At 48.1% G+C, this 24,880-nt stretch carries 21 protein-coding genes, 1 pseudogene and 1 other annotated feature; of the genes and pseudogenes, 21 read left to right on the top strand and 1 reads right to left on the bottom strand.

The genetic code is table 11. The annotated features are described in order from the left end of the window. The first annotated feature begins 2 nt into the window (after positions 1–2). The 4 genes from murC to ACFVRY_RS18890 all read left to right on the top strand — a co-directional run bounded on the left by murC (position 3) and on the right by ACFVRY_RS18890 (position 5,439). Positions 3–1,379 carry a UDP-N-acetylmuramate--L-alanine ligase gene (gene murC / locus ACFVRY_RS18905; protein WP_387501835.1) on the top strand — a complete coding sequence of 459 codons (1,377 nt, stop codon included), beginning with the start codon at positions 3–5 and terminating at the stop codon, positions 1,377–1,379. Positions 1,380–1,607: 228 nt separating this feature from the next. After that, complete coding sequence (locus tag ACFVRY_RS18900) at positions 1,608–2,768, top strand: GGDEF domain-containing protein (protein WP_387501834.1); 1,161 nt, start codon at positions 1,608–1,610, stop codon at positions 2,766–2,768. 90 nt (positions 2,769–2,858) lie between these two features. Next, positions 2,859–4,001, top strand: coding sequence for a GGDEF domain-containing protein (locus ACFVRY_RS18895; protein ID WP_387501833.1), 1,143 nt, complete (start codon positions 2,859–2,861; stop codon positions 3,999–4,001). A 259-nt stretch (positions 4,002–4,260) separates the two neighbouring features. Continuing rightward, on the top strand, positions 4,261–5,439 hold the full coding sequence (locus tag ACFVRY_RS18890) for a glycosyltransferase (protein WP_387501832.1): 1,179 nt from the start codon (positions 4,261–4,263) through the stop codon (positions 5,437–5,439). An 87-nt stretch (positions 5,440–5,526) separates the two neighbouring features. Here ACFVRY_RS18890 and ACFVRY_RS18885 read toward each other — a convergent pair whose 3' ends face one another. Beyond that, positions 5,527–6,513, bottom strand: a complete 987-nt coding sequence (locus tag ACFVRY_RS18885; RefSeq protein WP_175369736.1) for a diaminopimelate dehydrogenase — start codon at positions 6,511–6,513, stop codon at positions 5,527–5,529. A gap of 268 nt (positions 6,514–6,781) precedes the next feature. On the opposite strand from ACFVRY_RS18885, the gene ACFVRY_RS18880 reads away from it, so the two are divergent. The 17 genes and pseudogenes from ACFVRY_RS18880 to rpmA all read left to right on the top strand — a co-directional run bounded on the left by ACFVRY_RS18880 (position 6,782) and on the right by rpmA (position 24,678). Beyond that, on the top strand, positions 6,782–8,149 hold the full coding sequence (locus ACFVRY_RS18880) for an SPOR domain-containing protein (RefSeq protein WP_387501831.1): 1,368 nt from the start codon (positions 6,782–6,784) through the stop codon (positions 8,147–8,149). A gap of 141 nt (positions 8,150–8,290) precedes the next feature. Then, on the top strand, positions 8,291–8,536 hold the full coding sequence (locus ACFVRY_RS18875; RefSeq protein ID WP_175369735.1) for a DUF4321 domain-containing protein: 246 nt from the start codon (positions 8,291–8,293) through the stop codon (positions 8,534–8,536). A 360-nt stretch (positions 8,537–8,896) separates the two neighbouring features. Next, on the top strand, positions 8,897–13,201 hold the full coding sequence (locus ACFVRY_RS18870) for an S-layer homology domain-containing protein (protein WP_387501830.1): 4,305 nt from the start codon (positions 8,897–8,899) through the stop codon (positions 13,199–13,201). 125 nt (positions 13,202–13,326) lie between these two features. After that, a complete protein-coding gene (locus ACFVRY_RS18865; protein WP_387501828.1) occupies positions 13,327–14,064 on the top strand; it encodes a Maf family protein in 738 nt (245 codons plus the stop codon). A gap of 675 nt (positions 14,065–14,739) precedes the next feature. Then, a pseudogene (locus ACFVRY_RS18860) lies at positions 14,740–14,836 on the top strand (Maf family protein); the annotation flags it as partial. A gap of 34 nt (positions 14,837–14,870) precedes the next feature. Further along, entirely contained in the window at positions 14,871–15,560 is a 690-nt protein-coding gene (gene radC, locus ACFVRY_RS18855) for a RadC family protein (protein WP_066376956.1), read from the top strand. A gap of 40 nt (positions 15,561–15,600) precedes the next feature. Beyond that, positions 15,601–16,635, top strand: coding sequence for a rod shape-determining protein (locus ACFVRY_RS18850; protein ID WP_066376960.1), 1,035 nt, complete (start codon positions 15,601–15,603; stop codon positions 16,633–16,635). 57 nt (positions 16,636–16,692) lie between these two features. Beyond that, positions 16,693–17,571 carry a rod shape-determining protein MreC gene (gene mreC / locus ACFVRY_RS18845; protein WP_387501827.1) on the top strand — a complete coding sequence of 293 codons (879 nt, stop codon included), beginning with the start codon at positions 16,693–16,695 and terminating at the stop codon, positions 17,569–17,571. Next, the gene (mreD, locus tag ACFVRY_RS18840; RefSeq protein ID WP_387501826.1) at positions 17,571–18,101 is read left to right on the top strand and encodes a rod shape-determining protein MreD; all 531 of its coding nucleotides are present in this window, start codon (positions 17,571–17,573) and stop codon (positions 18,099–18,101) included. Before mreC ends, mreD begins: the two co-directional genes overlap by 1 nt. Positions 18,102–18,181: 80 nt before the next feature. Further along, entirely contained in the window at positions 18,182–18,841 is a 660-nt protein-coding gene (gene minC / locus ACFVRY_RS18835) for a septum site-determining protein MinC (RefSeq protein WP_387501824.1), read from the top strand. A gap of 5 nt (positions 18,842–18,846) precedes the next feature. Beyond that, positions 18,847–19,641, top strand: coding sequence for a septum site-determining protein MinD (gene minD, locus ACFVRY_RS18830; protein ID WP_387501823.1), 795 nt, complete (start codon positions 18,847–18,849; stop codon positions 19,639–19,641). 168 nt (positions 19,642–19,809) lie between these two features. Continuing rightward, complete coding sequence (locus ACFVRY_RS18825; protein ID WP_387501822.1) at positions 19,810–20,667, top strand: peptidoglycan DD-metalloendopeptidase family protein; 858 nt, start codon at positions 19,810–19,812, stop codon at positions 20,665–20,667. After that, positions 20,660–21,502, top strand: a complete 843-nt coding sequence (locus tag ACFVRY_RS18820) for a M50 family metallopeptidase (RefSeq protein ID WP_387501821.1) — start codon at positions 20,660–20,662, stop codon at positions 21,500–21,502. The genes ACFVRY_RS18825 and ACFVRY_RS18820 overlap by 8 nt, the downstream gene beginning before the upstream one ends. 62 nt (positions 21,503–21,564) lie before the next feature. After that, positions 21,565–22,806 carry an Rne/Rng family ribonuclease gene (locus ACFVRY_RS18815; RefSeq protein WP_387501820.1) on the top strand — a complete coding sequence of 414 codons (1,242 nt, stop codon included), beginning with the start codon at positions 21,565–21,567 and terminating at the stop codon, positions 22,804–22,806. A gap of 780 nt (positions 22,807–23,586) precedes the next feature. Next, positions 23,587–23,674, top strand: a sequence feature (ribosomal protein L21 leader region). A 14-nt stretch (positions 23,675–23,688) separates the two neighbouring features. Beyond that, entirely contained in the window at positions 23,689–24,000 is a 312-nt protein-coding gene (rplU, locus tag ACFVRY_RS18810; protein ID WP_066376967.1) for a 50S ribosomal protein L21, read from the top strand. A 12-nt stretch (positions 24,001–24,012) separates the two neighbouring features. Continuing rightward, positions 24,013–24,348: a ribosomal-processing cysteine protease Prp gene (locus ACFVRY_RS18805; RefSeq protein ID WP_387501819.1), complete on the top strand. Its 336-nt coding sequence runs from the start codon at positions 24,013–24,015 to the stop codon at positions 24,346–24,348. 18 nt (positions 24,349–24,366) lie between these two features. Continuing rightward, positions 24,367–24,678: a 50S ribosomal protein L27 gene (gene rpmA, locus ACFVRY_RS18800; protein WP_019908993.1), complete on the top strand. Its 312-nt coding sequence runs from the start codon at positions 24,367–24,369 to the stop codon at positions 24,676–24,678. Positions 24,679–24,880: the final 202 nt, after the last annotated feature.

Genomic DNA, 24,880 nt, shown 5'->3' with positions numbered 1-24,880 from the left:
TGTTGGATACTACTGAACGTGTGCATTTTATAGGGATCGGCGGCTACGGTATGAGCGCGATTGCCCGGGTAATGCTAGAAATGGGATATACGGTGACAGGCTCTGATGTCGCGTCGCAGGAATTAACGGATAAATTGATTGCCAAAGGTGCGAAGGTCTATATTGGACATACCGCTGAGCAGGTTAAGGGCGCGGATTTGGTCGTCTACTCTACCGCTTTGTCCAACGACAATGTGGAATGGGTCGAAGCGGAACGGCTGAAGATTCCGATTCTGCACCGCTCGCAGATGCTGGGCCGACTGCTGAATGAACGGAAGGGTGTTGCTGTTGCTGGCGCCCATGGTAAGACCACAACTTCTTCTATGATCGCCCTGGTTATGGAAGAATGCGGTGTGGACCCTACCTATATTATCGGTGGGGAAATTATGAATATCGGTACGAATGCCAAGGCGGGACAAGGGGAGTTTGTCGTTGCGGAAGCGGATGAGAGCGATGGCTCATTCCTGCAGTACCATCCTTGGCTTGGTATTGTTACGAATATTGAAGCCGACCATCTGGAGAATTACGGAGGGGACTTTGGCCGCCTGAAGGCTGCTTACGTGCAGTTTATGAACCAACTGCGTGAAGATGGCACTGCTATCGTATGCTCGGATGACGAGAATGTTATCTCTCTGTTGCCTGAAGTGAAAGGCAATGTAACGACTTATGGTATCCATTCGCCGACGGCGGACTACATTGCAACTGACATTGTGCTGGGCGACAGACAGGTCTCCTTCACCATGAACGGTTATGGCGAGGTGCTGGGTCGGATTGATTTGTCCGTACCGGGACAGCACAACCTGTACAATGCAATGGCTACGGTGATCACCTGTCTAAAATCGGGGATTCCGTTCGAGAATATTGCCAAGGCTATTGTCAATTTCCATGGTGCCAAGCGCCGATTCCAGGTTCTCGGTGAAGTTGATGATATCCTAGTCATTGATGACTATGCACATCACCCGACGGAGATTCAGGCGACCATCAGTGCTGCCAAGGCAACCGGCAAGCGAATTATTGCCGTATTCCAGCCTCAACGGTATACCCGCACCTTCTTCTTGCTGGATGCCTTTAGCAGAGCTTTCAGTGAAGCGGATGAAGTAATCATTACCGACATCTACTCACCGGCTGGGGAGAAGCAGATCGAAGGCGTAACCTCGGCGAAGCTGGTAGAGCTGATCAAGCAGAACAGCAACGCTGGTGCAAGGCATCTGCCTACCAAGGAAGATGTTGTGACCGATCTGCAAGACCGGATCGCGTCCGGAGACCTCGTGATTACGATGGGTGCAGGTGATATCTGGAAAGTGGGCTATACGCTGGCTGATCAATTGAAGAAACGCTAGCATCAGGCAGAGACCAACCAGGGAATCAGTGATTTCCATTTGAATTACACCTCTTAAAGGTTACCCGGGATAACATTTGTTATTCCGTTACCTTTAAGAGGTGTTTTTTGTAGGTGAAGAATTATTTAAAATTTGAAGTGAAGAATCATTGTTTTTTTGCCGATAAAGCCTTAGGATACATCTTGGTATTGATAAATGAGTGACTCTCTCGTACATGGTGGTGTACTAATGAGCTTTCAGATTGAGATAGAGACAATGATCACTGCGTTTATTTTTGGTAATTTATTTACTATTCTTCTTGTAACCTCTTATCAATTTCGATCTCCCAGAGATTCTGCGTCCCGCCTGTTCACCTTATCTAAATGGTTGCAGCTTGGTTACTGGAGCTCTCTACTGATCTGGAATGATCTCCCTCACGGGTTTATAATACCAATCAGCAATGGCCTGATGCTCTGCGGGGGTTGTCTGGAAATGCTGGCTTTGCTCAAAATGATGGGGTTGCTGGGGCGCAAGGTGAAGATATATTACACTGTATTTATTGTTGGTAGTGTACTCAGCTATGCGATTGTCGCTTTGTATTTTAACCAATCTGGTCTGCGCATCGCGACGGTCTCATTATGGGTAATGCTGTTCATTCTTTATCCAGCTCGCCTGTTGACAGCCGACCAATCTGCTTCGCCACTGCAAAAAATGATGGGATCGCTGTTCTACGTCTATGCCTTCATTTTAGGGGTAAGGGCAGTAGTGGCCATTGGAGAGCCGAGGATGACTGTGTTCAGCGGCAATCTATCTCAGGAATTATATTACATCGGCTTGTATTTAATGATGATTTTATACAATGCGGGCTTTTATCTGCTGTCGAATGAGCGCTCCCACGAGAAGCTGAAACGAATTGCGGCCTATGACGAGCTTACCGGAATCCTGAGCCGCCGGGCCTTTATGAGTGAGACCAGGCTGAAGCTGGAGCTTGCTGCGAAAAGAGAGGCATGGATATCTTTTCTCCTGCTGGATATTGATCACTTTAAGCAAGTGAATGACAGTTGGGGACATACTATTGGGGATAAAGTGCTCCAAAGCTTTGCGCTTACCACGCAAGACAAGCTGGGTATGAGTGATCTGTTCGGCAGACTCGGCGGCGAAGAATTCGCAGTTCTGCTCGAGGGGGCGAATAAAGAAGAAAGCAGCCGCAAGGCGGAGGATATTCGGCTCGCCATAATGAACTCGATTTTTCCGGATCTTCCACTGAAATATACCGTAAGCATAGGTGTTATCACGATCCGGCCTCTTGGCAACTCTGATTTGGACAAACTTTATAAAATCTCCGATGCGGCGTTATATCAGGCAAAGCAGAACGGGAGAAACCAAGTGGTTCGCTCTGAATGGGCCTGATTCCAAATGAAGAAGCATCCAGTTTGTTAACGCTTAGGGGGTGAAATTATCAACATCAACTTTAATCTGAATACACTACTGATCTGCCTGATGCTCGGGAATCTGTTTACAGTGCTGCTTATCTTGGCCTATCGGTCCCGCTATCCCAAGGATATGACCTCTTCCGTATTTATTGGTGGCAAAGGTCTGCAACTGGCACTACTCGTCGTGTTGATGCAGAGAGATTTCATCCCCTTCGAATGGATGCTTCCGGTTGTGATCTTACTCAGCATCAGCAGTGGAATGGTGGAGTCCCTGGCCTTGTTACTGCTTCTGGACGCCTCGAGTCCCGTGATTCAGAAACGTTATTATCTATGGGTAGGAAGTGCCGCTGTTCTTCTGTTGTTTCTCCATGTAGCTTTTGGGCAGGGACGTCTCCTCTCTGCGGGGCCGGCTGTGATCAGTGCAATTTCACTGCTGTATCCCACTTACAGACTGGCAGTGAAGAGTAAGGATTCCCCTTTGCAGAAAATGATGGGTCTGCTGTACAGCATAGCCATTGTGGCTCTTGGCTGTGGTGCTTTTACCATTCTATATCCTGAAAATTTGTTGAGTGCGCAAGCCGAACAAGGCCTGCAGATGTTCTTCCGTATGGGAATTTATCTGCTGATGTTCCTGGGAACAGCCGGATTTATGCTGCTCTCGAGGGAACAGTCCTACGCTGAACTGGAACGGGTAGCGACCTATGACGAGCTAACGGGTATTCTTAACCGCAGATCGTTTGTCTTGCGCGCCCACAGGCTGATCGCTGCGGCAGCGAAGGAAGTCACGCCGTTTTCGTTCCTGCTGATGGATATTGACCATTTCAAGAGTGTTAATGATACATACGGGCATGATACCGGGGATAAGGTGTTGAAGGACTTTGCTGTCAAAATAGTACAACAGCTTAGGGATGAGGATATCTTCGGCCGATTCGGCGGGGAGGAGTTTGCTGTGCTCCTTCAGCGGGCAGACGAAGCGGCAAGCGATGAAATTGCCGAACGGTTGCGGACTTCGGTCTCAGGGGCGGTGATCAATGGCGTCTGGCTCGATTATTCTGTCAGCATTGGGATCATCAGCGTGCGATCCAGTGAACGAATCTCGCTCAACGCATTATATAAGCTGACCGATACCGCACTTTATCAAGCCAAACAAAGCGGCCGCAATCGTGTGGTGCGCAGCCAAGGCAACAGCACTCATCCAGATATAAGTTAGATGGGGGCTGTTTTGCATCACTCGCTGAAAGGGGAGGCGCTGTAAGATCATCTGGGACAAATTATATAGTGTCTACCTATATATATATGAAAAATAATTCTTTTATCCTATAAATCGACACCGCTTTGGCGAAAAATGAGTTACTATAGGTATGCATCTAAAGTTTCATATTAGAGTTAGGATGCTTTTTATCCTGCTTTTTTGTGCGCGAATATCTTGGTAACGATTATTTCTATAGAGCAACAAGGAGTCGAAATTCATGCGTAAGAGATTATTATTCCTGTCTGCCCTTACCCATAGTCAGGAAGACGGCGAAGGCTGGATCAGGACGAGAAGTATTCTTGAGATTTTACTGGAGAAATATGATGTTGATCTGCTGTTGTATGGCAATCATTATACAGCTGATCTTCCGCAAGCGGGGAGTTCACTCATGGTTCATCAGGTCAAGATGATGGGCTCTTTGCGGGGGAAGCAGCAGGGGTCGCTATATACGCCGGGAAGACGGTTCTATCCGGGAAATACCAGCAAAGAAATGAAGCTTGCTATTGCTGAGCTATGCCATATGAATTCATACAGTCATGCCTTTTTGTCCTATAACTTGCCCGGTAGTTATCTGGATATTCTGAACCGGGTGCAGCCTGGGATTACCTTGATCATGGATGCCTTCCAGCCACGGACTGGACGCACCTATTCAAAGACAGGCAGAAAAAGAATCTTGATTAAGCCCTATGACCATCTGAATGCTGCGCGGTTGCGCAAGGACATGCAGCGAACCATGAACAAGACTGCGCTGCTGCTTGCGGCTTCGGAATGGGATGCTCTTTCGTTCAAAGCGGTATCCTTCGAAGATGCTGGCAAGGTACAGGTGCTTCCCTCGTTTATCAATCTTGATAAATATGAGAAAGCAGAGCCAGTATTTAAAGAAGACGGAGTTGTTCTTCATTGGAATATGAGTACCCCGCAGGGGAAGCGTGCTGCACTGCTCTTTCAGCAGAATATTCTTCCGGTGGTCCGTGAGAAGGTACCCGGCACAAAATTCTATATCATCAGTAATTTACTGGAAGCTGAAGTTGTGGAATCGCTTAAGGAAGAAAATGTATTCATAGCAGCCTCCAATGAAGAGGCGATTCATTACATACGTCAATCTAAGGTCTTGTTTGCTCCTCTGCTAGAAGGAATAGAAGCCCGTCCGGAAATTCTGGAGTCATGGGCGTTAAAAACACCTGTTGTCACGACGTTTCGTGGATCGGAGACCTTGATCTGTGAACATAAGCAGAACATCCTGACTGCAAAGACCATCGAGGAGATCGCACAAAGCATTGTAACACTTCTAAAGGATCAGGAACTGGGATCCATCATGGCTGACCGGGCATTCCAGACCCTGCTGAAGCATTATGAATTCACGGACATCAAGCAGAAAGTACTTAGCCTTGTCTAAGACTGGACTGAGGCTTTAAATAAAACAACCCGCACAGAAAGGCAAGTAGCTTGCCATCTGTAGCGGGTTGTTTTTGTGTAGCTGGGATTACAGCAGATTGCGGCGCAGTTCTTCCGCCGATTTCGGCGAGAGGTGTCCCAGCGGGATATCGAACACGGTTTTGGCTCCGCTTTGGCCTTCGTTGCTTAGGCGGACAGCAGCTCTGGCATATGCTACGAGAACGCTGGCTGTGAATTCAGGATTGCTTTCCAGCTTGAGGCCGAATTCAACAATTTGTTTTGTGCCTTCGCCGGTAACACCACTACGAATGACAAAGCCGCCATGCGGAATGCCGCTGTGTTGTGCGGCCAGCTCTTCCTCTGTGATGAAGGTAACTGTAGTGTCATAGTCGGCGAAATAGTTAGGCATGTTGACGATTTCGGCACGGATCGCTTCGCGGTCTGCACCTTCCTCAGCCACAACATAACATTCTCTAAGATGCTTCTCGCGTGTAGTCAGCTCCGGCGTTTCTCCGGAACGGATGGCATCGATAACCTCTTGGACAGGAACAGTATATTGTACACCGGCTTTGACGCCTTGTACCCGGCGGATCGCATCGGAGTGGCCTTGGCTGACGCCTTTGCCCCAGAAGGTATATTCCTTGCCCTCAGGCAGAATGGATTCGGCCAGCAGGCGGTTCATTGAGAAGAGACCTGGGTCCCAGCCAGTAGAGATTACGCTGAGTGTGCCACCTTGCTTGGCTGCGGCATCCACGGTAGCAAAGAATTCAGGGATTTTGGCATGTGTATCGAAGCTGTCCACTGTATTGAACAGGCTCGCGATCGCAGGTGTCTGCTCTGGCAGATCCGTAGCGGAACCACCACACAGAATCATGACATCAACTTTACCTTTATACTGCTCAACGGCCGAAATATGCTCGAATTTCACACCGGCTTCACCGGCTTCCACTTGTCCGGGTTCCCGGCGAGTGAAGATTGCTACGAGCTCGATATCCGCGCTTTGGGCAATCGCCTTGCGCACACCTTTTCCAAGATTGCCATAGCCTACGATTGCTGCTTTGATTGACTGTTGCAGAAGAAGCCCTCCTAATGTGATAGAAAATGTAAGATTAACCCCTAAGATGTTGACTATCGGGATCAAGATTTAAGCTTGTACCCTCAACGTAACACACGGTGTTATTTTAACATAATATGCGAAGAGAGCGCACACGTAAAGGGGACAAGCTTGTATTTTTCAAATGGTAAGCGACCTTCAGAATAGAGGCAAATTCTAAAAATATAGCATATCTCTCTATCTTCTATCATATCTTCTGATATAGAACAGATAAGGTGAGGTGCGGGCAGTGAATAACGGGAGAATGACGTTCCGGTTCGATGTTGACAAGGACAAGCCGTGGCCGAAGGAAGAAGAACGCCGCTCCAGTAGCAATGTCGGGACGGCTGAGGAATATAAGACTGAACCGCTGAAGCAGGAGGATGATTTTCTGGACCATGGTTGGGTGTTCGAGCCGGAACCAGAGCCAGAACCGCTGACCTTGCGTGGAACCGCTTCTAAGCCCTCCTACATCTATCCATCAGGCTCGAAGGATCAACGCTGGCAGGATGTAGATAAGATAGAGGAGAACAACGGCACATTACAGGGGCGGCAGACTTTCTTTCAAGGTAACAAGTCTCCTGACCTGTGGGATTCCCACCGTCCCCCATCCCCTTTTGTCGAAGAAAAGGAAGAAGAATGGCGTTCACGCAAAATCCCAACCCAGCACGGCTATGACCCTGTTGCGGAATACTATGAAGACGATAGTGAAAAGGTGGGGGGCGGGTACGGTGGTGCGTATCATTCTCGCCGTCCCTCGTATTGGTGGAAATTTGCGCTCTCCGTGGCCGGGGCGTTAGGAACAGGCCTGCTACTGGGTTACACCGCTCTTTCCTTCTTCGGCGGGGGTGGCCCCGGCGCCGGTGTTAATTCAGCTGTCACTGGCCACGCTGCCGTGCAGACTCCGAATGGTGACAAGGCTGTGGATCCTGCTGGCGTAGGAACTTCGGGGCTGCCCTTAGCGGAGAACGGAAATCCCAGTGTGAACACGATTCCCGTGCATATTACGCCACAGAGCTATTATCTGCTCCAGTATGGCGTCTTCAGCTCACCGGATGGTGCTTCGCAAGCCCGGAAGGAACTACTTGGTGCCGGCCTTGCCGCAGGGGTTGACCCGGATGATGGCAACCGGGTATATGCCGGTCTGTCGCCGGACCGGGAACAGGCCAAGCTGCTTAGCGGCGGTTTGAAGAATCAGGGCATCGAGCTGTATGTGCGGGAAGTTACCCTGCCGGCTGCAGAGCGACTGGCCTATGCCGGGAACGCTGAGACAGTAGAAGGCTACTTCACGGCTAGTGATAAACTGCTCGGAGAACTCAGCAGTCTGTCCGCTGCACTGCTCAGCACGGGACAGGTCGATACGGCAGGGGCTGCCGCTGTCAGCGATCTCCACCTCCAATGGAAGGAGGCGGCCAAGGGCCTGGAGCAGTCGCTTCCGCCGGAGACACAGGCCCTCTGCGCTTCGCTGGAGAAGTCGATGAACCAGGGGATCTCAGCGCTCGCTGAGTATAACAAAAGCAAAGCTGGTGGCCTGCTATGGGAAGTACAAGGCTCGATGATGGATTTTCTAACCGGCCAGAAAAAGCTGTTGGCCGCCATGGGGGCCAGTTCCTCTTAACCTATAAATCCTTTCTATTTAGGCAATTGCCAATAGAGAGGATTTTTGGCATATCCGATGAATCAGGATCTAGAATTTGTATTGAATTCTGTTTCATCTTATAATAGTTAGGATGTAAAAAAATGGTGAGGGAAGACGGACATGAAGAAGAAAAATGTAGGAATACTGCTGTTATTTCTAATTCTGGGCTGGCTGACTGGCGCTTGGATTGCTAAGCTGCTGGAACCTGTAAAGGCGCTATCTTTTCTTACAAAATCAACGGTGCTGAAATGGTCGCCGCAAGCCGATTTTGACATCATTAGTTACGACATCACTATTCAATTTAAACTGTGCATATTAAGTCTCGTTGGTATCATAATAGCTGTCTGGCTGTACCGCAGGCGGTGAGTATGAACGATTTCAAAATTATAGCAAGAAGAGCTGGGAATACCATAGATAGAACCTATGGTGAGATTATTGTCCCGGATGTACAGCGGCAGCGTCGACGAGAGTCGTAGGCGTAAGCCGCTTTTTTGTTGCTCAGAATCTGCTCAGAATCTGCTCAGAACGGTGTGATATGGTTAAAAAGTTCCGATAAAAATAGGGAAAATAGAACTATTTTCGACAGAAAGGGAGTGGAGTTGTCGACTCGAGATTTCGTATTTAGCAAACCACAAAGTCGTGTGAACAAGAATTATATATTAACTGAAGCAATAGGTTGAAACGAACCATATTGTTGCTTTAAAGGGAAGAGAGGGTTGAAATATTATGGAGCGAACGTTCAAAAAATTTGTTTCGTATGTCCTGTTATCTGTATTGTTCTTTGGTATGATCGCCCCCGCTCTGCCATCGGAAGCCGCTCCAGCGGCTACAACGAAGTGGGTGACGTTCAAATATGATGATTTTTCTGATTCCAATCTTAGTAATGTATTATCACTAAACGGTAAAAGCGCTGTTGTATCCGATGGGGCGGTTAGTCCCAAACCTATCCTCCGTTTGAACTCAACAGTGGATGGTTATAACGGATTCCACAATACCCCGGGATCTGTTGGGTCATACGGCACTGTGTTCAGTAAGCAGAAAATTTATAGTCAAAACAACTTTTCTTTCAGTACCTACTTTTCCTTTCGCTTTACGGGTCAAGGATTTGCCCCTGGGTTTAATAACCTAACGTATAATCCGTCAGGAATATTTGGTGCTGACGGGATTACCTTTACTGTCCAAACCATGCAAAGCAATGCCGGTACACCGGGTGGCGGTATGGGATACAGCGGGATTACTCCGAGCTTTGCGATTAAGTTCGATACTTACAAAAATCCGGAACTGGGTGATCCGAGCGATAGCTACATCGGACTTGGTGTGAACGGTATTATAAATAATACACTTCCGACCTATGACTTGCTTTCACAGAAAGGATATAAGTTGAAAGACGGTTCAGTCTATCACGCTTGGGTGGACTATGACGGTTCTACGAAGAATGTAAAAGTGTACATCAATCGGAATTCAAATAGTAGAAATACGGCAACTAAGGCTCTAGATGTTAACAACGTCAATTTAGGGTCGATTTTTGCCAATCAAGATGCCGTTTTTGCTGGCTTTACGGCTTCGACTGGTGGAGCTTGGGAGAATCACGATATCTTAAATTGGTATTTTACAAATAAGGTTGATCCAATTGATACGACTGATCCTAATTCTACATACCAGCAGGCTCCTATCACCGTTGCGATTACACCTGCTGTTAATAGCAAGCTGGGCAAAACACAATTGACAGTGACGGCTAAGGATGCAAGCGGTAATCCGGTTGCCAATGTTCCGATTACGCTTAAAGCGGATAGTGGAACCATTGAAAATCTTAATGGACAACCAATTACACCTGTACCTGCAGTTGTAAATGCGGACGCTAATGGACAAGTACAGGTGTTGCTAAATATGGGCTCTACACCTAACGTGACTCCTGGTAACGTAACAGCAATTGCCGAGGGAGGAGCCTACAGTGTGTTGGCTATCCCTCCATCTCCGACAAATTTGAGGACAAGCGTTGTAACCAATACAGGGGCTACGTTAGCATGGAACGCTGTGACCGGTGCAACTTCGTACCAGTTATTTGATAACGACACGCTCCTTACGACAGTGAGTAACACGACTTATAGCGTGACAGGTTTGGTCGCAGGAATAAGTCATACTTACACTGTAACGGCAGTGAAAAACAATGTGCAATCCGCGCCTTCAGCATCAGTTAATGTTACCGCTCCAGTACCGGCGCCAACATTGCCAGCATCACCATCGCCGGGAAGCAATCCGAATACGACAAAGGTGACGACACCTGTAGGAGCGGGTAATCACCTGTTGACAAAAGTCTCCTCTAGCCTAATTCCAACGCCAAATGTGGGGGATGCAGCGCCAACAGGAGCGGGAATAACGAATCCGTATACGCCTGGCGCAGATATCACTGGTGTGGATGCAATAACGAACAGATACATTGGTATTTATGAAGTAGACAGCACCAATAAGGTGGTATCGTTCAAGCTGATCATACTGACAGCAGGCGATATTAAGGAGTCCACTCCAGCGCAATATATCGTTGATCTTTTGACTTATCCAAGTAATGAGTTGCTTCAAGTCGGTGCTAGCCAAGCTCTCGTTACAACAGCAGTCTACTCCGACCAAAGTATATTTGATGTGACAGATAAAGCTACTTACAATACAACCGATCCAACCGTTGCAACGGTAGATGCAAGTGGTATTGTTACGGCAATATCAGAGGGAACCACCGTGATCACGGTAGAATATGGCGGAAAGTCTACTTCGGTAGTCTTTACCGTGCAAGTTGGTATCCCTGATATTAGGTTGGACCTCACAGCTTCCCCAGCTTCTGTTGTAGGAGACGGAAGGTCGTTAATTACACTCAAAGCCAGCGCTATCCGTTTGGTAGATGGGAATCCTGTAGAGGGTAAGACCATTACGTTCCAAGGGATCGGTAACACTACGCAAACGGCTGTGACAGATGCAACCGGAACTGCGGTAGTGACGTTTACCGCGCCTGCTATTTCAGGGGTATTACCCGTTCATAATACTATCACTGCCTCGGCTGTTGATTCGACGGGACTAATGGCGCAGACAAGCATAGCGGTCCATTATATGCCAGCTACGGTTCATGGCGTTCTAACGGACAACACGACAGGCAAACCAATAGCAGGAGCGGTTGTCTCCGTGTCTACAGATTTTAACGGGGATGGAATCGTAGATTTCTCTCAAGAAGTTACAACTGGGGCAGATGGCTCGTACCAGATCTATGTGCCGCGGGGGAATTGGAACTATAGTATGAACATTCAAACCCCTGTAACCATTGGCAATCAGACGGTGATGTTAAATAAAACGCAAACTGCCCAAGTGGGGACTTTAAACGGAACGGAGCAAATTTTTACTGCTGCTAATAACATAAGTGGCCAGCTATTAATCGCGCAAACCGCCGCCGAAAACGGGAATCCACAACCGACGATAGACAGTTTGTTTGGAGCCGGAAACGTCAGTGCCATTGTGCAAGGTACAGGTGCAAATAACTTTAAATCACAGATTGTACTCGATGCAAACGGCAGCTTTGATGTGAATAATGTACCTCAGGGACAATATATTGTTGCGTACCAGATTAAGGCTTCGGATGGAACCATTTTAGCCGGACCGACTGTAACCGTGAACGTGAATCAGAACGGGGAAATGAGCGTAGTGTACTCCTTAATTGATCCTTACGGCGTTGTTAAAGATGCGGTTACGGGTCAACCGGTAAGCGGAGTATCTATGAATCTGTACTGGGCGGATACTGAACTCAACAAGCAGAAGGGTCGTACTCCGAATACGCTTGTAGCCTTGCCAGAGTTGCCCGGCTTTGCACCTAATCAAAATCATAATCCACAAGTCACGAATGCCGATGGAGAGTATGCTTGGATGGTATTCCCGGATGGAGATTATTACATTGTGGCTACGAAACCTGGCTACGGCACTTTTAACACGTTGACGGAGCAAACCAGTGTGACCCCTGATCCTGGTTCGGACAGCTATATCCAAAACGGAATTATTCACGTGGGTCAAAGCCTGGTGCAGTTTAGCTTCTCTATGCAACCGCTCAAGGAGTCGAACTCTGGCTCAGGTAATTCGGGGAGTACGAATAGCGGTAATGCGCGTAATAATGCGCCTGGAGACCTGACAACAAGTAATGGTACACAAACGGGAGTAACCCTGAGCTGGACTCCTGTAACGGGAGCATCCTCTTACAACATTTATGATAACGGAAAGCTTATTGCTTCCGGAATTACGGGTACTCGTTATGAAATTACAGGGCTTGAAGCGGGAACAAAGCACAGTTTTACCGTGTCGGCTATCGTTAGTGGAGTAGAATCTAAGCTATCGGAAAGTCTAACGTTTACGACACTGGGCAGTACTGTCAATCCTTCTACACCTCAAGATGCACAACATCATGAGAAGTACATCAATGGATATCCAGACGGAACCTTTAAACCGGCGAAGAATATAACTCGTCAGGAAGTGGCAGCTTTACTGTTCCGGGTCTATCAGCTTTCAAAATCAGTAACGGACGGCACGGCTTATTCGGATGTCTCTAGTAGCGACTGGGGAGCGGAAGAAATCGCAGCTGTGACGAAAGTGGGCATGATGAACGGATATCCGGACGGAACATTCCGGCCGAATCAGCCGATTAGCAGGGAAGAAATGGCGGGAATCGCCGCTAGGTTGAAACACCTGCAAGGCAAGGGGGATAATGTCTTCACGGATATTTCGGGCAGCTGGGCTCGTGAGCCTATCAATTCGGCAGCAGAAGCCGGTATTCTGAAGGGTTACGAAGACGGAACCTTCCGTCCGAAAAAGAACATGACCCGCGCAGAGGCAGTCACGATGATTAATCGTCTGACGAGCCGCGGCCCGCTAGCCGGTGTAGTTATCCCTTCATGGTCTGATGTTAGTCCAAGTCACTGGGCATACGGGGATATTGAAGAAGCATCGGTAGATCACGATTACATCATTCAAGATGGTACAGAAAGACGAGTAGAGCAGGGGAAATAAAGTAAGATTTTATTAATGGACTATACTGCCAAACTCTTCGAGATGGCAGATAGTCCATTATTTTATGTTGCCTTTTCATTTTGTTATACTGTATGCAGCAACATATGAAAAGAGGGACCGGATTTATGTCGATTCTTAACCCGAAAACGATTATTTTAGCCTCGTCTTCCCCAAGAAGGCAGGAACTGATCACTTCCTTGAACCTTCCTTATGAAGTAATAGTCAGTGATGTCGATGAAACAACGGAGTCGGGGTTATCTCCTGCAGAAATAGTAGGACAGCTATCCCACCGAAAAGCACAGGCTGTATACGAACGTTGTGTAGCCGAAACGCGGTTCGAAACTGGCGGTGTTATTGTCGGCTCTGATACGATTGTAGTGCTGGGAGATACGGTGCTGGGCAAACCTAAGGATGCTGAGGACGCATTCCGTATGCTGCAGTCCCTGCAAGGGCAGGTGCACCATGTCTACACTGGCGTTGCTGTCATCGGTATCCATACTGACGAGCGGGATAACGCAGCTGGCGGACCACTAGATAAGGCTGAGGCTGATGAGACCCTAATGTACCTCGGAGAGACTGGTCGGTATCGTGTAACAACGGAGTCAGCAAGTGGACAGCCAAAAGCAATTGTGGGTCACACGGTTAGCCAGATTACGTTCAGACCTATGAGCGATGAGGAGATTTGGGCATATATAAATACGGGTGAACCGCTTGATAAAGCCGGAAGTTACGGTGTACAGGGGATAGGCTCGGTTTTCATCGAAAGAATCGAGGGTGATTTTTACAGCGTTATGGGTCTTCCCTTAAATTTGCTGTACCCGATCTTAGCGGAATTTGGGATCAGTCCATTTCAATTGAAGTAAAGTATTTCCAAGCGAAGGTGTCAGTTATTGCTGCACCTTTTTTGCGCTCATGGGGTGAAAAAACAATTGGTAAATGTTGTTTATATTCATTCCTCTCTATGAGAGTTTATTTTAGGTTATACTTGCCTAGGAGGCGTGATGAGCGTGGATGAAGATTATGTTCCGTCATACATTCAGGAAAGTTACAACAGGGCCATTCATACTATGAGTGATGTGAGGATGGCAACATCCGTGGGTGCACATTTGACAGACCAGATTTTAACCGCTTAAAATTGATAAATCAATAGAAAGCCGCTCTTTAACATTACTTTTCCTTCGGGAAATGAAAAATAAAGGAGCAAGGTTTCTAATAGACGATAATTATGACTCTTTCGCCTATGATGATTCAATGCTTGGAATAGAATCGTGGTATAATGAGTTGGATGTTAAGGGTATTCGTCGAAAAATCAAAGATATTATCAAATCTAGATGAACGACGACGTAACGATTAGAGTCAGGATGTAGGCATCTTAATCCTTTCCTAGGATTATTAGTTTGTGCGGACTGCAGTAAGCATTAGACGTACATATGCGGAACGTGCTGGAGAGTCGGCTCAATAACCTGCTCCACTCATTACATCCTCGCCCCGAACGTTAATAGTTGCAATTAAGACTTCAATGGATTGGCTTCACGTAAGTGGACAGAATCGAAGGCTGTTATTTTAACGTTATCGGACTGCCGTTGTCGCTGCTTTTGGGACATGCTGTCCGAATTTGGTATAGCTGCCCTCTAAATTGACAGGCAGAATAAAGGGAAGAGGGATCGGGATGGAGTCGCAAACATTTATGCTGCGGGACCTCCCCCATGAAGAACGACCAAGAGAGCGCATGATGCATTATGGGGCGGAATCACTAAGCCAAGCGGAGCTGCTGGCTATTCTGCTGCGGACGGGAACACATCAGGAATCGGCTATTCATGTTGCGCAGAGAATACTTAGCCAGGTAGGAAGCTTGCGTCAGCTGGCAGACCTTAGCATTAAGGAAATGACTGAAATTAAAGGCATCGGCCCTGCCAAGGCGGTGCAACTAAAAGCTGGCATTGAGCTTGGAAGGCGCATGGCGAATTCCCGGCTGACCGAACCAGTCATTATCCGCAGTCCTCAGGATGCGGCTGAAATTTTGACTGAGCAATTACGTTACCTCCAGAAGGAGCATTTTGTCTGCCTGTTTCTCAATACGAAGAATCATGTTATTGCACAGGAGACACTGTCTATGGGCAGTTTGAATGCTTCCATCGTGCATCCCCGTGAAGTCTTCCGGGCAGCCATCAAGTGCAGCAGCGCTTCCATTATTTGTGCGCATAATCATCCTAGCGGTGATCCTACACCCAGTCCGGAAGATATTGCCCTGACGGGGAGATTGCTTAGAGCGGGAGAAATTGTTGGCATTGACGTTCTGGATCATCTCATTATCGGAGATAAAGGTTTTGTGAGTTTGAAGGAAAAAGGTCATATGTAATAGAATTTTTAAGATTGACTTAGGAAAAGGAGAATACAGCATGTTAGGTGGCTTCACGAAAGACTTGGGAATTGATTTGGGGACAGCGAACACGCTAGTCTATTTGCGCGGCAAGGGAATTGTGGTAAGAGAGCCATCCGTGGTGGCTATTAATACAGATTCGAAATCCATTGAAGCTGTAGGCGAATCCGCCAAAAAGATGATCGGTCGTACACCGGGCAACATCCGTGCCATCCGTCCGATGAAGGACGGGGTTATTGCCGACTTTGATACAACAGCTACAATGATCAAATACTTTATTCGTCAGGCACAGAAGCAGCGCTCCATGTTCCAGCGCCATCCGAATGTAATGGTCTGTGTACCTTCGGGTATTACCGCTGTTGAGCAGCGTGCCGTTGAGGATGCCACAAGACAGGCAGGTGCACGTGAGGCTTATATTATCGAAGAACCGTTCGCTGCTGCAATTGGTGCCGATCTGCCGGTATGGGAACCGACAGGAAGCATGGTGGTTGATATCGGCGGGGGAACCACCGAAGTCGCTGTCATCTCTCTCGGAGGGATTGTAACGAGCCGTTCGGTCCGTGTGGCTGGTGATGAGATGGATGAGTCGATCATTCAGTACATCAAGCGTCAGTACAATCTGATGATCGGGGAACGCACCTCAGAGCAGCTTAAGATGGATGTGGGTTCCGCTCTGCCACTGGAGAAGGCTGAAACGATGGAAATCCGTGGCCGCGATCTGGTAACTGGTCTGCCGAAGACGCTGACCATTACCTCTGATGAGATTTGCGAAGCATTGGCCGATACCGTAACATCTATTATTGAAGCTGTAAAAGTTACCTTGGAGAAATGCCCGCCGGAGCTGGCTGCTGACATTATGGACCGCGGTATTGTGCTGACCGGTGGCGGAGCACTGTTGCGCAACCTGGACAAGCTGCTTGCTCGCGAGACCGGTATGCCGGTTATCGTGGCTGAGAATCCGTTGGACTGTGTAGCGATCGGAACGGGCAAGGCCCTGGAGAACATTCACCTGTTCAAGAGCCGCAGCGGCTCTACCTTCCGCTCCAAGCGTTAAGAATGGACTGTTTGTGAACGTCAACCCCTGATATGGGAGAAAAACGGTTGTTAGAGGGTGTTGAAACTGTTTAAGTTATTTAACAACAAACGTTTGTTCATCTTACTGATTACCCTGGTGATGTTCATCGTGGTTATGGGCTTCAGCCTAGGGACAAGGAAATCCTTGTCCTGGCCGGAGAACTTTGTCAGGGATACGACCGGTTTTGTGCAAGGCATATTCTACAAGCCCGCTGGATATGTAGCGGGCTTCTTTGAAGATATTGCCAACCTGCACAAGCTGGCGGAAGAGAACGAACAGCTCAAAATTGTCGTGGCGCAATATACACGGGAGAAAGCGCAATATAACTTTATTCAATCAGAGAATGAGCGCCTAATGAAGGATCTCAAATTTACAGAGACCCAGAAAGAGAAATATAACTACGACTATCGTATTGCCCATGTTGAGAGCATCAATACTGAACCTAACAATAGTACGCTAGTCATTGATATCGGTTCCAAGGATGGGGTTAGACCGAATATGGCGGTAATCTCTACAGAAGGTCTGGTCGGTGTGATTAGCCAGGTCAGCAATTTTACCTCTACGGTAAAATTGATGACGATGATGAATGCGAATGACCCCAATTCACAATCGGCTATTGCCGCAACCGCCATCGGCAAAGAGAATTCCAGCTTCGGTATGATCGAGAGTTACGATCCCAAAACGAAGAAACTGATGATGAACAAGATTCCGCCCGGTGATCCGATCCAACCTAAGGATCAGATCGTGTCTTCCGGCATCGGCGGCTTGTATCCGCGAGGACTGACTATCGGAACTGTTGACAGTGTCAAGGTAGGCGAATTTGGCCTAACCTCCTCCGCAGTGATTACGCCTGCTGCTGATTTTCAGGATTGGAAGGAACTGATTGTCGTTTACACGCAGGAGCGTGCTGAATAGTGAGAGTGAATAAATCGGTCTGTATTTTGCTGCTGTTCCTCCTATTCGTACTCGAAGGGACTGTCCTGCCGAGACTGATCCCGAATGCTTGGCAGATGCGGGTTATCCCCAGCCTGGTCTTTATTGTGATTCTATTTGTAACTGTCTATCATCACCGTCATACAGCGCTGATCCTGGGGCTCAGCTTCGGTATGCTGCATGATATTGTTTTTTACGGTCGGATCCTTGGCGCCCATTCTTTCGCAATGGGCGTTTCGGCCTATCTGATCGGTCTGATCTTCCAGACTCCCCGTGCACCGCTGCCGCTCATGATGACAGTAGTTTTGCTGGGAAGCCTGTTATCGGACAGCATTCTGTTCGGAATCTACAGTGTGTTTAATTTGAATCAGGAACCCTACAGCTGGGCGCTTCTTGAGTATATGCTCCCTTCCATGCTCTTTCATTTTGCCGTAGGTCTGCTCTTGTATGTTCCGCTCCGTCGCCAGCTTGAGAAGCTGAAGAATGAGACGCGCAAGGAAGAAACAGCATAAGTCAGTCGGTAATTTCTTCCGTTGAAAAGCAGGAACTTACGGGGCTCGGCACGAATGATTCAGGATAGGGGGACAGGTATATGACAGTGAAATCCAAACATGTAAGGATCAAGGGCATCAAGGATGGCCTGGTATTCCTGCTAGACGACAAGTGTCCCTTTGAAGATCTTCTGAGCGAGCTTCGCTTCAAGCTGGAGCACAGCCATCAAAATATTTTGACTGGACCGATAGTGCATGTGGATGTTAAACTGGGCAGCCGCCCCGTATCCGAGGAAGAGAAGGATGCTGTTCTGGACATTCTTAGAGGTCAGGGCAATCTCTTGATTCGGTCTGTGGAGGCGCTAGAAGATCCGAGCGGTGTAGACAGCGATGCTCTGTATATGGTCAGTGGCATGGTCCGCTCCGGCCAGGTGCTGCACCATCAGGGAAATCTTTTGCTACTCGGTGATGTGAACCCCGGGGGAACAGTAACCTGTTCCGGCGACATTTATATTCTTGGAGCGCTTAGGGGGATGGCCCACGCCGGTGTGGAGGGCAACGAAGAAGCGATTATTGCGGCCTCGCTTCTGTCACCGACCCAGCTTCGTATCGCAGACATCATCAGCCGTCCGCCGGACGAATGGGAGACCCGCGAGAGCAGCATGGAATTTGCCTATTTAACAAACGGAGCTATGCAAATCGACAAAATTCATAATATGGTCAAATTACGTCAAGGTTTAAATGTGTTTAAAGGGGTGTAGCCTCCATGGGAGAAGCGATTGTCATAACCTCGGGCAAAGGCGGAGTTGGCAAAACAACCACAACAGCCAATATTGGTACCGCACTTGCGTTGCAGGGCAAAAAAGTATGTCTGGTCGATACGGATATCGGACTGCGTAATTTGGATGTTGTAATGGGGCTGGAGAATCGGATTATCTATGATCTCGTGGATGTGGCCGAAGGCCGCTGTCGTCTGAATCAGGCGCTGGTCAAGGACAAGCGCTTTGATGAGCTGTACATGCTGCCCGCCGCCCAGACGAAGGACAAGACCTCTGTGACTCCGGAGCAGGTACGGGACATTATCCTGGAACTGAAGAAGGAGTATGAATATGTCCTGATCGATTGCCCGGCCGGTATTGAGCACGGCTTCCGCAATGCGATTGCCGGTGCGGACAAGTCTATCGTGGTTACCACGCCGGAGCATGCCGCTGTACGGGACGCGGATCGGATTATCGGGCTGCTGGAACAATCCAATGTGGAGTCGCCGAAGCTGGTAGTGAACCGTATCCGGCCTGGTCTGATCAAATCGGGCGATATGCTGGATATTGAAGATATATTGCAAGTGCTGAACATCGATCTGATTGGGATTGTACCGGATGATGAAATGGTAATCAAAGCCGCGAACAGCGGCGAGCCTACCGTTATGAATCCTGATTCTGCGGCTGCTATTGCTTATCGCAATATTGCTCGTCGTATTCTTGGTGATGCCGTGCCGCTAATGCAGTTGGACCGGAAGCCGGATACTTTTAAGAAGTTCAAGAAATTTTTCGGATTAAGCTAAACAAGGCGTTGTTCATAGGACTGCCGAAATACGGGGACCCACCGCTTAGAAATTGTGCGGGGGCCCCATTTTTATGCCATTTCACACTCCGGTCTATCGGAGGCTTGTTCTAAAGAGACTTCCTGGCTTCATAAAATGGAAGTAAACAAGCCCGCCGGAGGGATCGATATGGACCAGAAATCAGATATCAAGAATCGCCGCAAGGAGCGCATCCGCCTTTTGCTGGAGGACACCTCCAAAGAATCGCCGCTCCCGCCGCTGTATGTCTTACCTGAACACAATACAACCTTCAAGGAATGGAATCAGGAACCGAAGAAGGACAACGGTTTAGACCCAGAACCCGATCCGGAGCTACTCTGGAAGCAGCGCCGTAATAACTGGGAAGACGATGGGGAGGGCGAGAAGCCACGATTTTTCACGGGATTTCTGCGCCGAACAGTCGCCAGTATTCTTGTCTTCGGGGCCGTATGGGGAATATTTGCGATTCAGCAGCCCTGGGCACACAAGACACAGGTCTTTATTGTTGATGCGCTGAGCCATGACATGGATTTTGCAGCGGTCAGAGTGTGGTATGAAGAGCATTTTGATGGTGCGCCGGCGTTCATCCCTATCTTCGGAGATAAAGAGCAATCGGCGGAGAAGGTTTCAGCCCTTCATGAGTGGAGTGCACCCCTGACGGGGAGTATTGTGCAGCCCTTTGCCACCACATTGAAAGGTGTGGAAATTATGCCTGAAGAAGATTCAAGCGGCAGTGTGACGGTGAAGAGTGTAGATATGGGGCGAGTGCTGTCCGTCTCTCGAGAAGCGCAAGGCGGAATCCGCGTAACGCTACGGCATACGGGGAATGTCACTGCCGAATATGGTCATTTGAGTGGAACCAGGCTCAAGGCCGACGATTGGGTGCAGAGCGGCGATGCGGTCGGTTGGATTGTGGATTCAGGAACGACGCCGGAGACCATGTTCTTTTTTGCCATGATGAAGGACAAGACCTACATTGATCCATCCGAAGTGATCACCTTTGATTAGGATCAAAGGCATCGAACTGTCGCTGCATCCGCTGTTTGTACTGATCATGCTTTTTTCCGTCCTTACCGGACAGTTTCTCGAACTGCTCACCTTATTCACCATCGTGCTGATTCACGAATTGGGACATGTCTGTGCAGCGCTTCTTGCTGGAGTAACCGTCAAGTCTGTTCAGCTTCTTCCCTTTGGCGGCGTTGCCGTCATCGAAGATCATGGAAGGCTGACCGCAGGCAAGGAGATTGCGATCGCATTGGCCGGTCCGCTCCAGAATGGCATCTTGATGTTGTTCGCTTGGCTTATTGGCAGCCTGGGTCTGGGGAACGAGGCGTTCTTGAATTATTTTATTGAGGCTAATGCCATCATCGCACTTTTCAATCTACTGCCGATTCTGCCTCTTGATGGGGGGAAGGTGCTCCGAGCAGCAACGAGCGTTATATGTCCCTATTATTTCACTTTGTTATGGTGCGGACGATTAAGTATAGCTGCCAGTGTCCTGGTTGTGGTCTATGCACTGCTGCCGCTTGGAGCGGGTGGAGGCTTGCGGCTGAACGTACTCATGATTGGCGCTTTTCTGCTTTATTCCAACGTTACTGATCAACGCAATATGCCCTATGTCTTCATGGCTTTTTTAATGAATCGTGAAGCGGTATACGAGCGGCATCTTCTAACGGGAACGGTGGCCTCGCCGATTGTTGCCAAGGCTGCGAAACCTTTGGATGCAATATTGCGTCTATTTAAACGTAACCAATACCATTTGGTATATGTGCTGAATCGTGAAGGCGACGTGGTCGCCGTAGTACCGGAACAGCGTTTGATCTCTTCCTACTTCGGAATGTAGAATATAAGCTTAGCCGGATTTGAAAGTGAATATGAAAGATTGATTGAACCAGAGGTGAAGCCATGAAACAGATGATCGTTCACTGTACGCAGCATATGACCCGGATGGCCCTTCTGGAGAACGGGAAGCTGGTAGAGTATGCTGCGGAACGTGATCAGCAGCAAGGGCTGGTCGGTAGCTATTACAAGGCCAGAGTCATTAATGTACTACCAGGTATGCAGGCTGCTTTTGTTGATATCGGACAGAAGAAGAATGCATTTTTATATGTTGACGATGTTTTGCATCCCCATTTGGAGAAGCAACCGGCGGTGAAGCCCTCTATTGAGACGCTACTTCAACCTGGACAAGATATTGTGGTTCAGGTTAGAAAAGAACCCCGGGGCGGCAAGGGTGCCCGTGTGACCACACATTATACGCTGCCAGGCCGCTGGATTGTCTTTATGCCTTTTGCCGAATACGTCGGCGTATCGAAGAAGATCAATCGCGAATCGGAGCGGAACCGGTTAAAGGGCATCGGTGAGCGTCTGCGCAGGGAAGAAGAGGGCATCATCATGCGGACTGTTTCCGAAGATCAGCCCCAGGAAGCCGTAGAAGGTGATCTTGCTTTCTTGCGTTCGCAGTGGGATCATATCTCACGGCGTGCGCTTTCATCGGAAGTACCGGCACTGCTTCACTCTGACCTCAGCATTGTGCAGCGATTTATCAGGGACGCGTTTAACCCAGAGCGTGACGAACTGGTGCTGGATTCCGCCAAGGCAGCTAAAGAAGCAGAGGTCTTCCTTGGCGATATGGCACCTGGAGGGTACAAACCTGTAGGATTGTATAATGGTAAGGAGTCGATTTTCACCGCCTATGGCGTGCAAGAGCAGTTACATAGGGGATTTGCGCGAAAAATCATGCTGGAGGGCGGTGCTACGCTCATCTGGGATGAGGCCGAGGCGCTCACCGTGATTGATGTCAATACCGCTCAGTATACGGGTGGGGCATCGCTGGAGGAGACAGTGACCCGCACGAACCTGCTCGCAGCAGAGGAAATTGGACGTTTGATCCGTTTGCGGGATACTGGTGGAATCATCATTATTGATTTCATTGATATGGAGCAGGAGGCACACCGGAGAATGGTGACTGACTGTTTGGAACGCGTAATCAGCAAAGATCGGACGAAGACGCACATTCTGGGCTGGACAAGACTTGGACTACTGGAGATGACTCGGAAAAAAGCGAGACATGATTCCACCGGGTTTGTGCCAGCCATCTGCCCATGCTGCGGAGGCACCGGGAAGTCTGGCAACTGGCATGAGTAGGAGCTTGGCTGTAGGGATTGGTTTAGATGCTGTGGGTTTAAATGCTGTAGGTTTATAAGCTTTAGGATTATGTGCTTTAGGTTTATATGTTGAAGTCCATATGTTGTAGGATTAAAGCTGTAGGTTTAGTTCATATGTTATAAGTCTACTTGCTGTACCTTTTTATAAGTTGAATTTAATATTCAAATATAAAATCCAGCGTCTCTCCGGTGAAACTGGGTCTTGCGGCTGCATGTCTTGAATTCCATAAAACAGTCAATGACGACGCTGTAGGCAATATCACCTCAGTGTGGTGTCTCACGCAGCATTCATTTCCGCTGCATCCCAATTAACGGCATTTTTGTACCTTATATTTCTTCTTTCCGGGGTAAATATCCAAATAAGGTTATTATTGTATCTTATTTCATGCCGATCTGCTGAAAATTCTTCATTTTGGAATATTTAACATACAAAATTGCCCTTAATCTAGGCAAACCAGCCATTGCACCACATTTAAGGTACAAAAATGCCGTTATTTACACTTCGGAGCCTGGGAGGGTTGTTCTCTCCTTCAGTTTTGTTTGTAACGTCTTCTATATAGCAGGAAATCAGGATTAAAAGCATAAAATTGGGCTTAATGGCGGAAGATAGTAATAATAAGAGGGTATCAGGATGAATAGCGAAGAAATTAGGATTAGTGACAGAAAATCACGCTGATTATATTCAATCTGAGTTGCAGCATTGACTGTAGGCAATATCTATGATAATATCTTCAAGTATGTGTTTGGTTATCTGGCCCTGCACATGCTGTAACCGCTCCGATCGGGTATGCAAGCGCGGTTTCCTTTAGGGAATTTGCCACCTAGACTAGGCGAGTCTGAGACATGAGGAGGTGCAATTACAATGTATGCAATTATCGAAACTGGCGGTAAGCAATACAAAGTCCAAGAGGGCGATGTATTGTTCATTGAGAAGCTGAACGCTGAAGACGGTGCAAGCGTAACGTTTGACCGTGTATTGGCTGTTTCCACTGAAGGCGGTTTGACTGCAGGAACTCCGCTTCTGAGCGGCGCTACTGTAACAGCTAAGGTTGAGAAACACGGCAAAGGCCAAAAGGTTGTAGTTTACAAATACAAACCTAAAAAGAACTACCACAAGAAGCAAGGTCATCGTCAACCGTACACGAAAGTAACGATTGAGAAGATCCAAGCGTAAGAAGGTGCGTTTATGATTAACGTGCGGATTACAAGGGTTTCTGCTCAAGGTACGATTGTCGGTTTTACTGTAAAAGGGCATGCAGAATTTGCAAAGAAAGGCTGGGATATCGTATGTGCCGGTGTTTCCACAGTTACCTTTGGAACGGTAAATTCGATTGAAAAGCTGACCGGAGTTGTTCTGAATACTTCAATGGACGACGGTTTTCTAAGTGGAACTCTGGTTCCAGTGGATGATCCTGAAGTATCGGCCAAGATTCAACTGCTTTTGGAATCTATGGTTGTAATGCTCAGTACTATCGCTGATTCATACGGGAAGTATATAAAAATACAGCAAGTCATCATTTAAAGAAGGAGGTTGACCAACATGTTGAAATTGGATCTTCAGTTTTTCGCATCGAAAAAGGGTGTAGGTTCCACAAAGAACGGACGTGACTCCCATTCCAAGCGTCTTGGCGTGAAACGTGCTGACGGTCAAGCAGTTACCGGCGGTAACATTCTGGTTCGTCAACGCGGAACCAAAATTCACCCAGGTACGAACGTAGGTATCGGTAAAGATGATACTTTGTTCGCTTTGGTGGACGGCGTAGTGAAGTTCGAACGTTGGGGCCGCGATCGCAAAAAAGTGAGCGTGTACCCAGTTGATGTCGCTCCGGTAGCAGCGGCACTGGAAGCGTAAGCTTACAGAACCATAAAGACAGTGAAGCCTCCGGCATGAGTGCCGGAGGCTTTTTTGATAAATTAGATTTGCATATTTTCTTGGATTAGATTTAAAGATTTCTGTGGGTTTCGTGAATTTTGCGTCGGAAGCTAATGATCTTCCGGGAATGGCTGTGTTATACTGGAAAATGGTAAAAAGATGTGTAGATTTTCTAACGGGG

The organism is Paenibacillus sp. NPDC057934 (assembly GCF_042887565.1).
GTDB lineage: Bacteria > Bacillota > Bacilli > Paenibacillales > Paenibacillaceae > Paenibacillus_AQ.
The sequence above is the reverse complement of the archived record's forward strand: the minus strand, read 5'-3'. Positions and strand labels throughout refer to the sequence as shown.

Excerpts from the sequence above, each read along its gene's own strand:
- ACFVRY_RS18865 (WP_387501828.1), top strand. The coding sequence starts at position 13,327 with ATGTCGATTCTTAACCCGAAAACGATTATTTTAGCCTCGTCTTCCCCA.
- ACFVRY_RS18870 (WP_387501830.1), top strand. The coding sequence starts at position 8,897 with ATGGAGCGAACGTTCAAAAAATTTGTTTCGTATGTCCTGTTATCTGTA.
- ACFVRY_RS18850 (WP_066376960.1), top strand. The coding sequence starts at position 15,601 with ATGTTAGGTGGCTTCACGAAAGACTTGGGAATTGATTTGGGGACAGCG.
- rpmA (WP_019908993.1), top strand. The coding sequence starts at position 24,367 with ATGTTGAAATTGGATCTTCAGTTTTTCGCATCGAAAAAGGGTGTAGGT.
- ACFVRY_RS18895 (WP_387501833.1), top strand. The coding sequence starts at position 2,859 with ATGCTCGGGAATCTGTTTACAGTGCTGCTTATCTTGGCCTATCGGTCC.
- ACFVRY_RS18900 (WP_387501834.1), top strand. The coding sequence starts at position 1,608 with ATGAGCTTTCAGATTGAGATAGAGACAATGATCACTGCGTTTATTTTT.
- ACFVRY_RS18815 (WP_387501820.1), top strand. The coding sequence starts at position 21,565 with ATGAAACAGATGATCGTTCACTGTACGCAGCATATGACCCGGATGGCC.
- ACFVRY_RS18875 (WP_175369735.1), top strand. The coding sequence starts at position 8,291 with ATGAAGAAGAAAAATGTAGGAATACTGCTGTTATTTCTAATTCTGGGC.
- minC (WP_387501824.1), top strand. The coding sequence starts at position 18,182 with ATGACAGTGAAATCCAAACATGTAAGGATCAAGGGCATCAAGGATGGC.
- radC (WP_066376956.1), top strand. The coding sequence starts at position 14,871 with ATGGAGTCGCAAACATTTATGCTGCGGGACCTCCCCCATGAAGAACGA.
- ACFVRY_RS18890 (WP_387501832.1), top strand. The coding sequence starts at position 4,261 with ATGCGTAAGAGATTATTATTCCTGTCTGCCCTTACCCATAGTCAGGAA.
- ACFVRY_RS18805 (WP_387501819.1), top strand. The coding sequence starts at position 24,013 with ATGATTAACGTGCGGATTACAAGGGTTTCTGCTCAAGGTACGATTGTC.
- ACFVRY_RS18825 (WP_387501822.1), top strand. The coding sequence starts at position 19,810 with ATGGACCAGAAATCAGATATCAAGAATCGCCGCAAGGAGCGCATCCGC.
- minD (WP_387501823.1), top strand. The coding sequence starts at position 18,847 with ATGGGAGAAGCGATTGTCATAACCTCGGGCAAAGGCGGAGTTGGCAAA.
- rplU (WP_066376967.1), top strand. The coding sequence starts at position 23,689 with ATGTATGCAATTATCGAAACTGGCGGTAAGCAATACAAAGTCCAAGAG.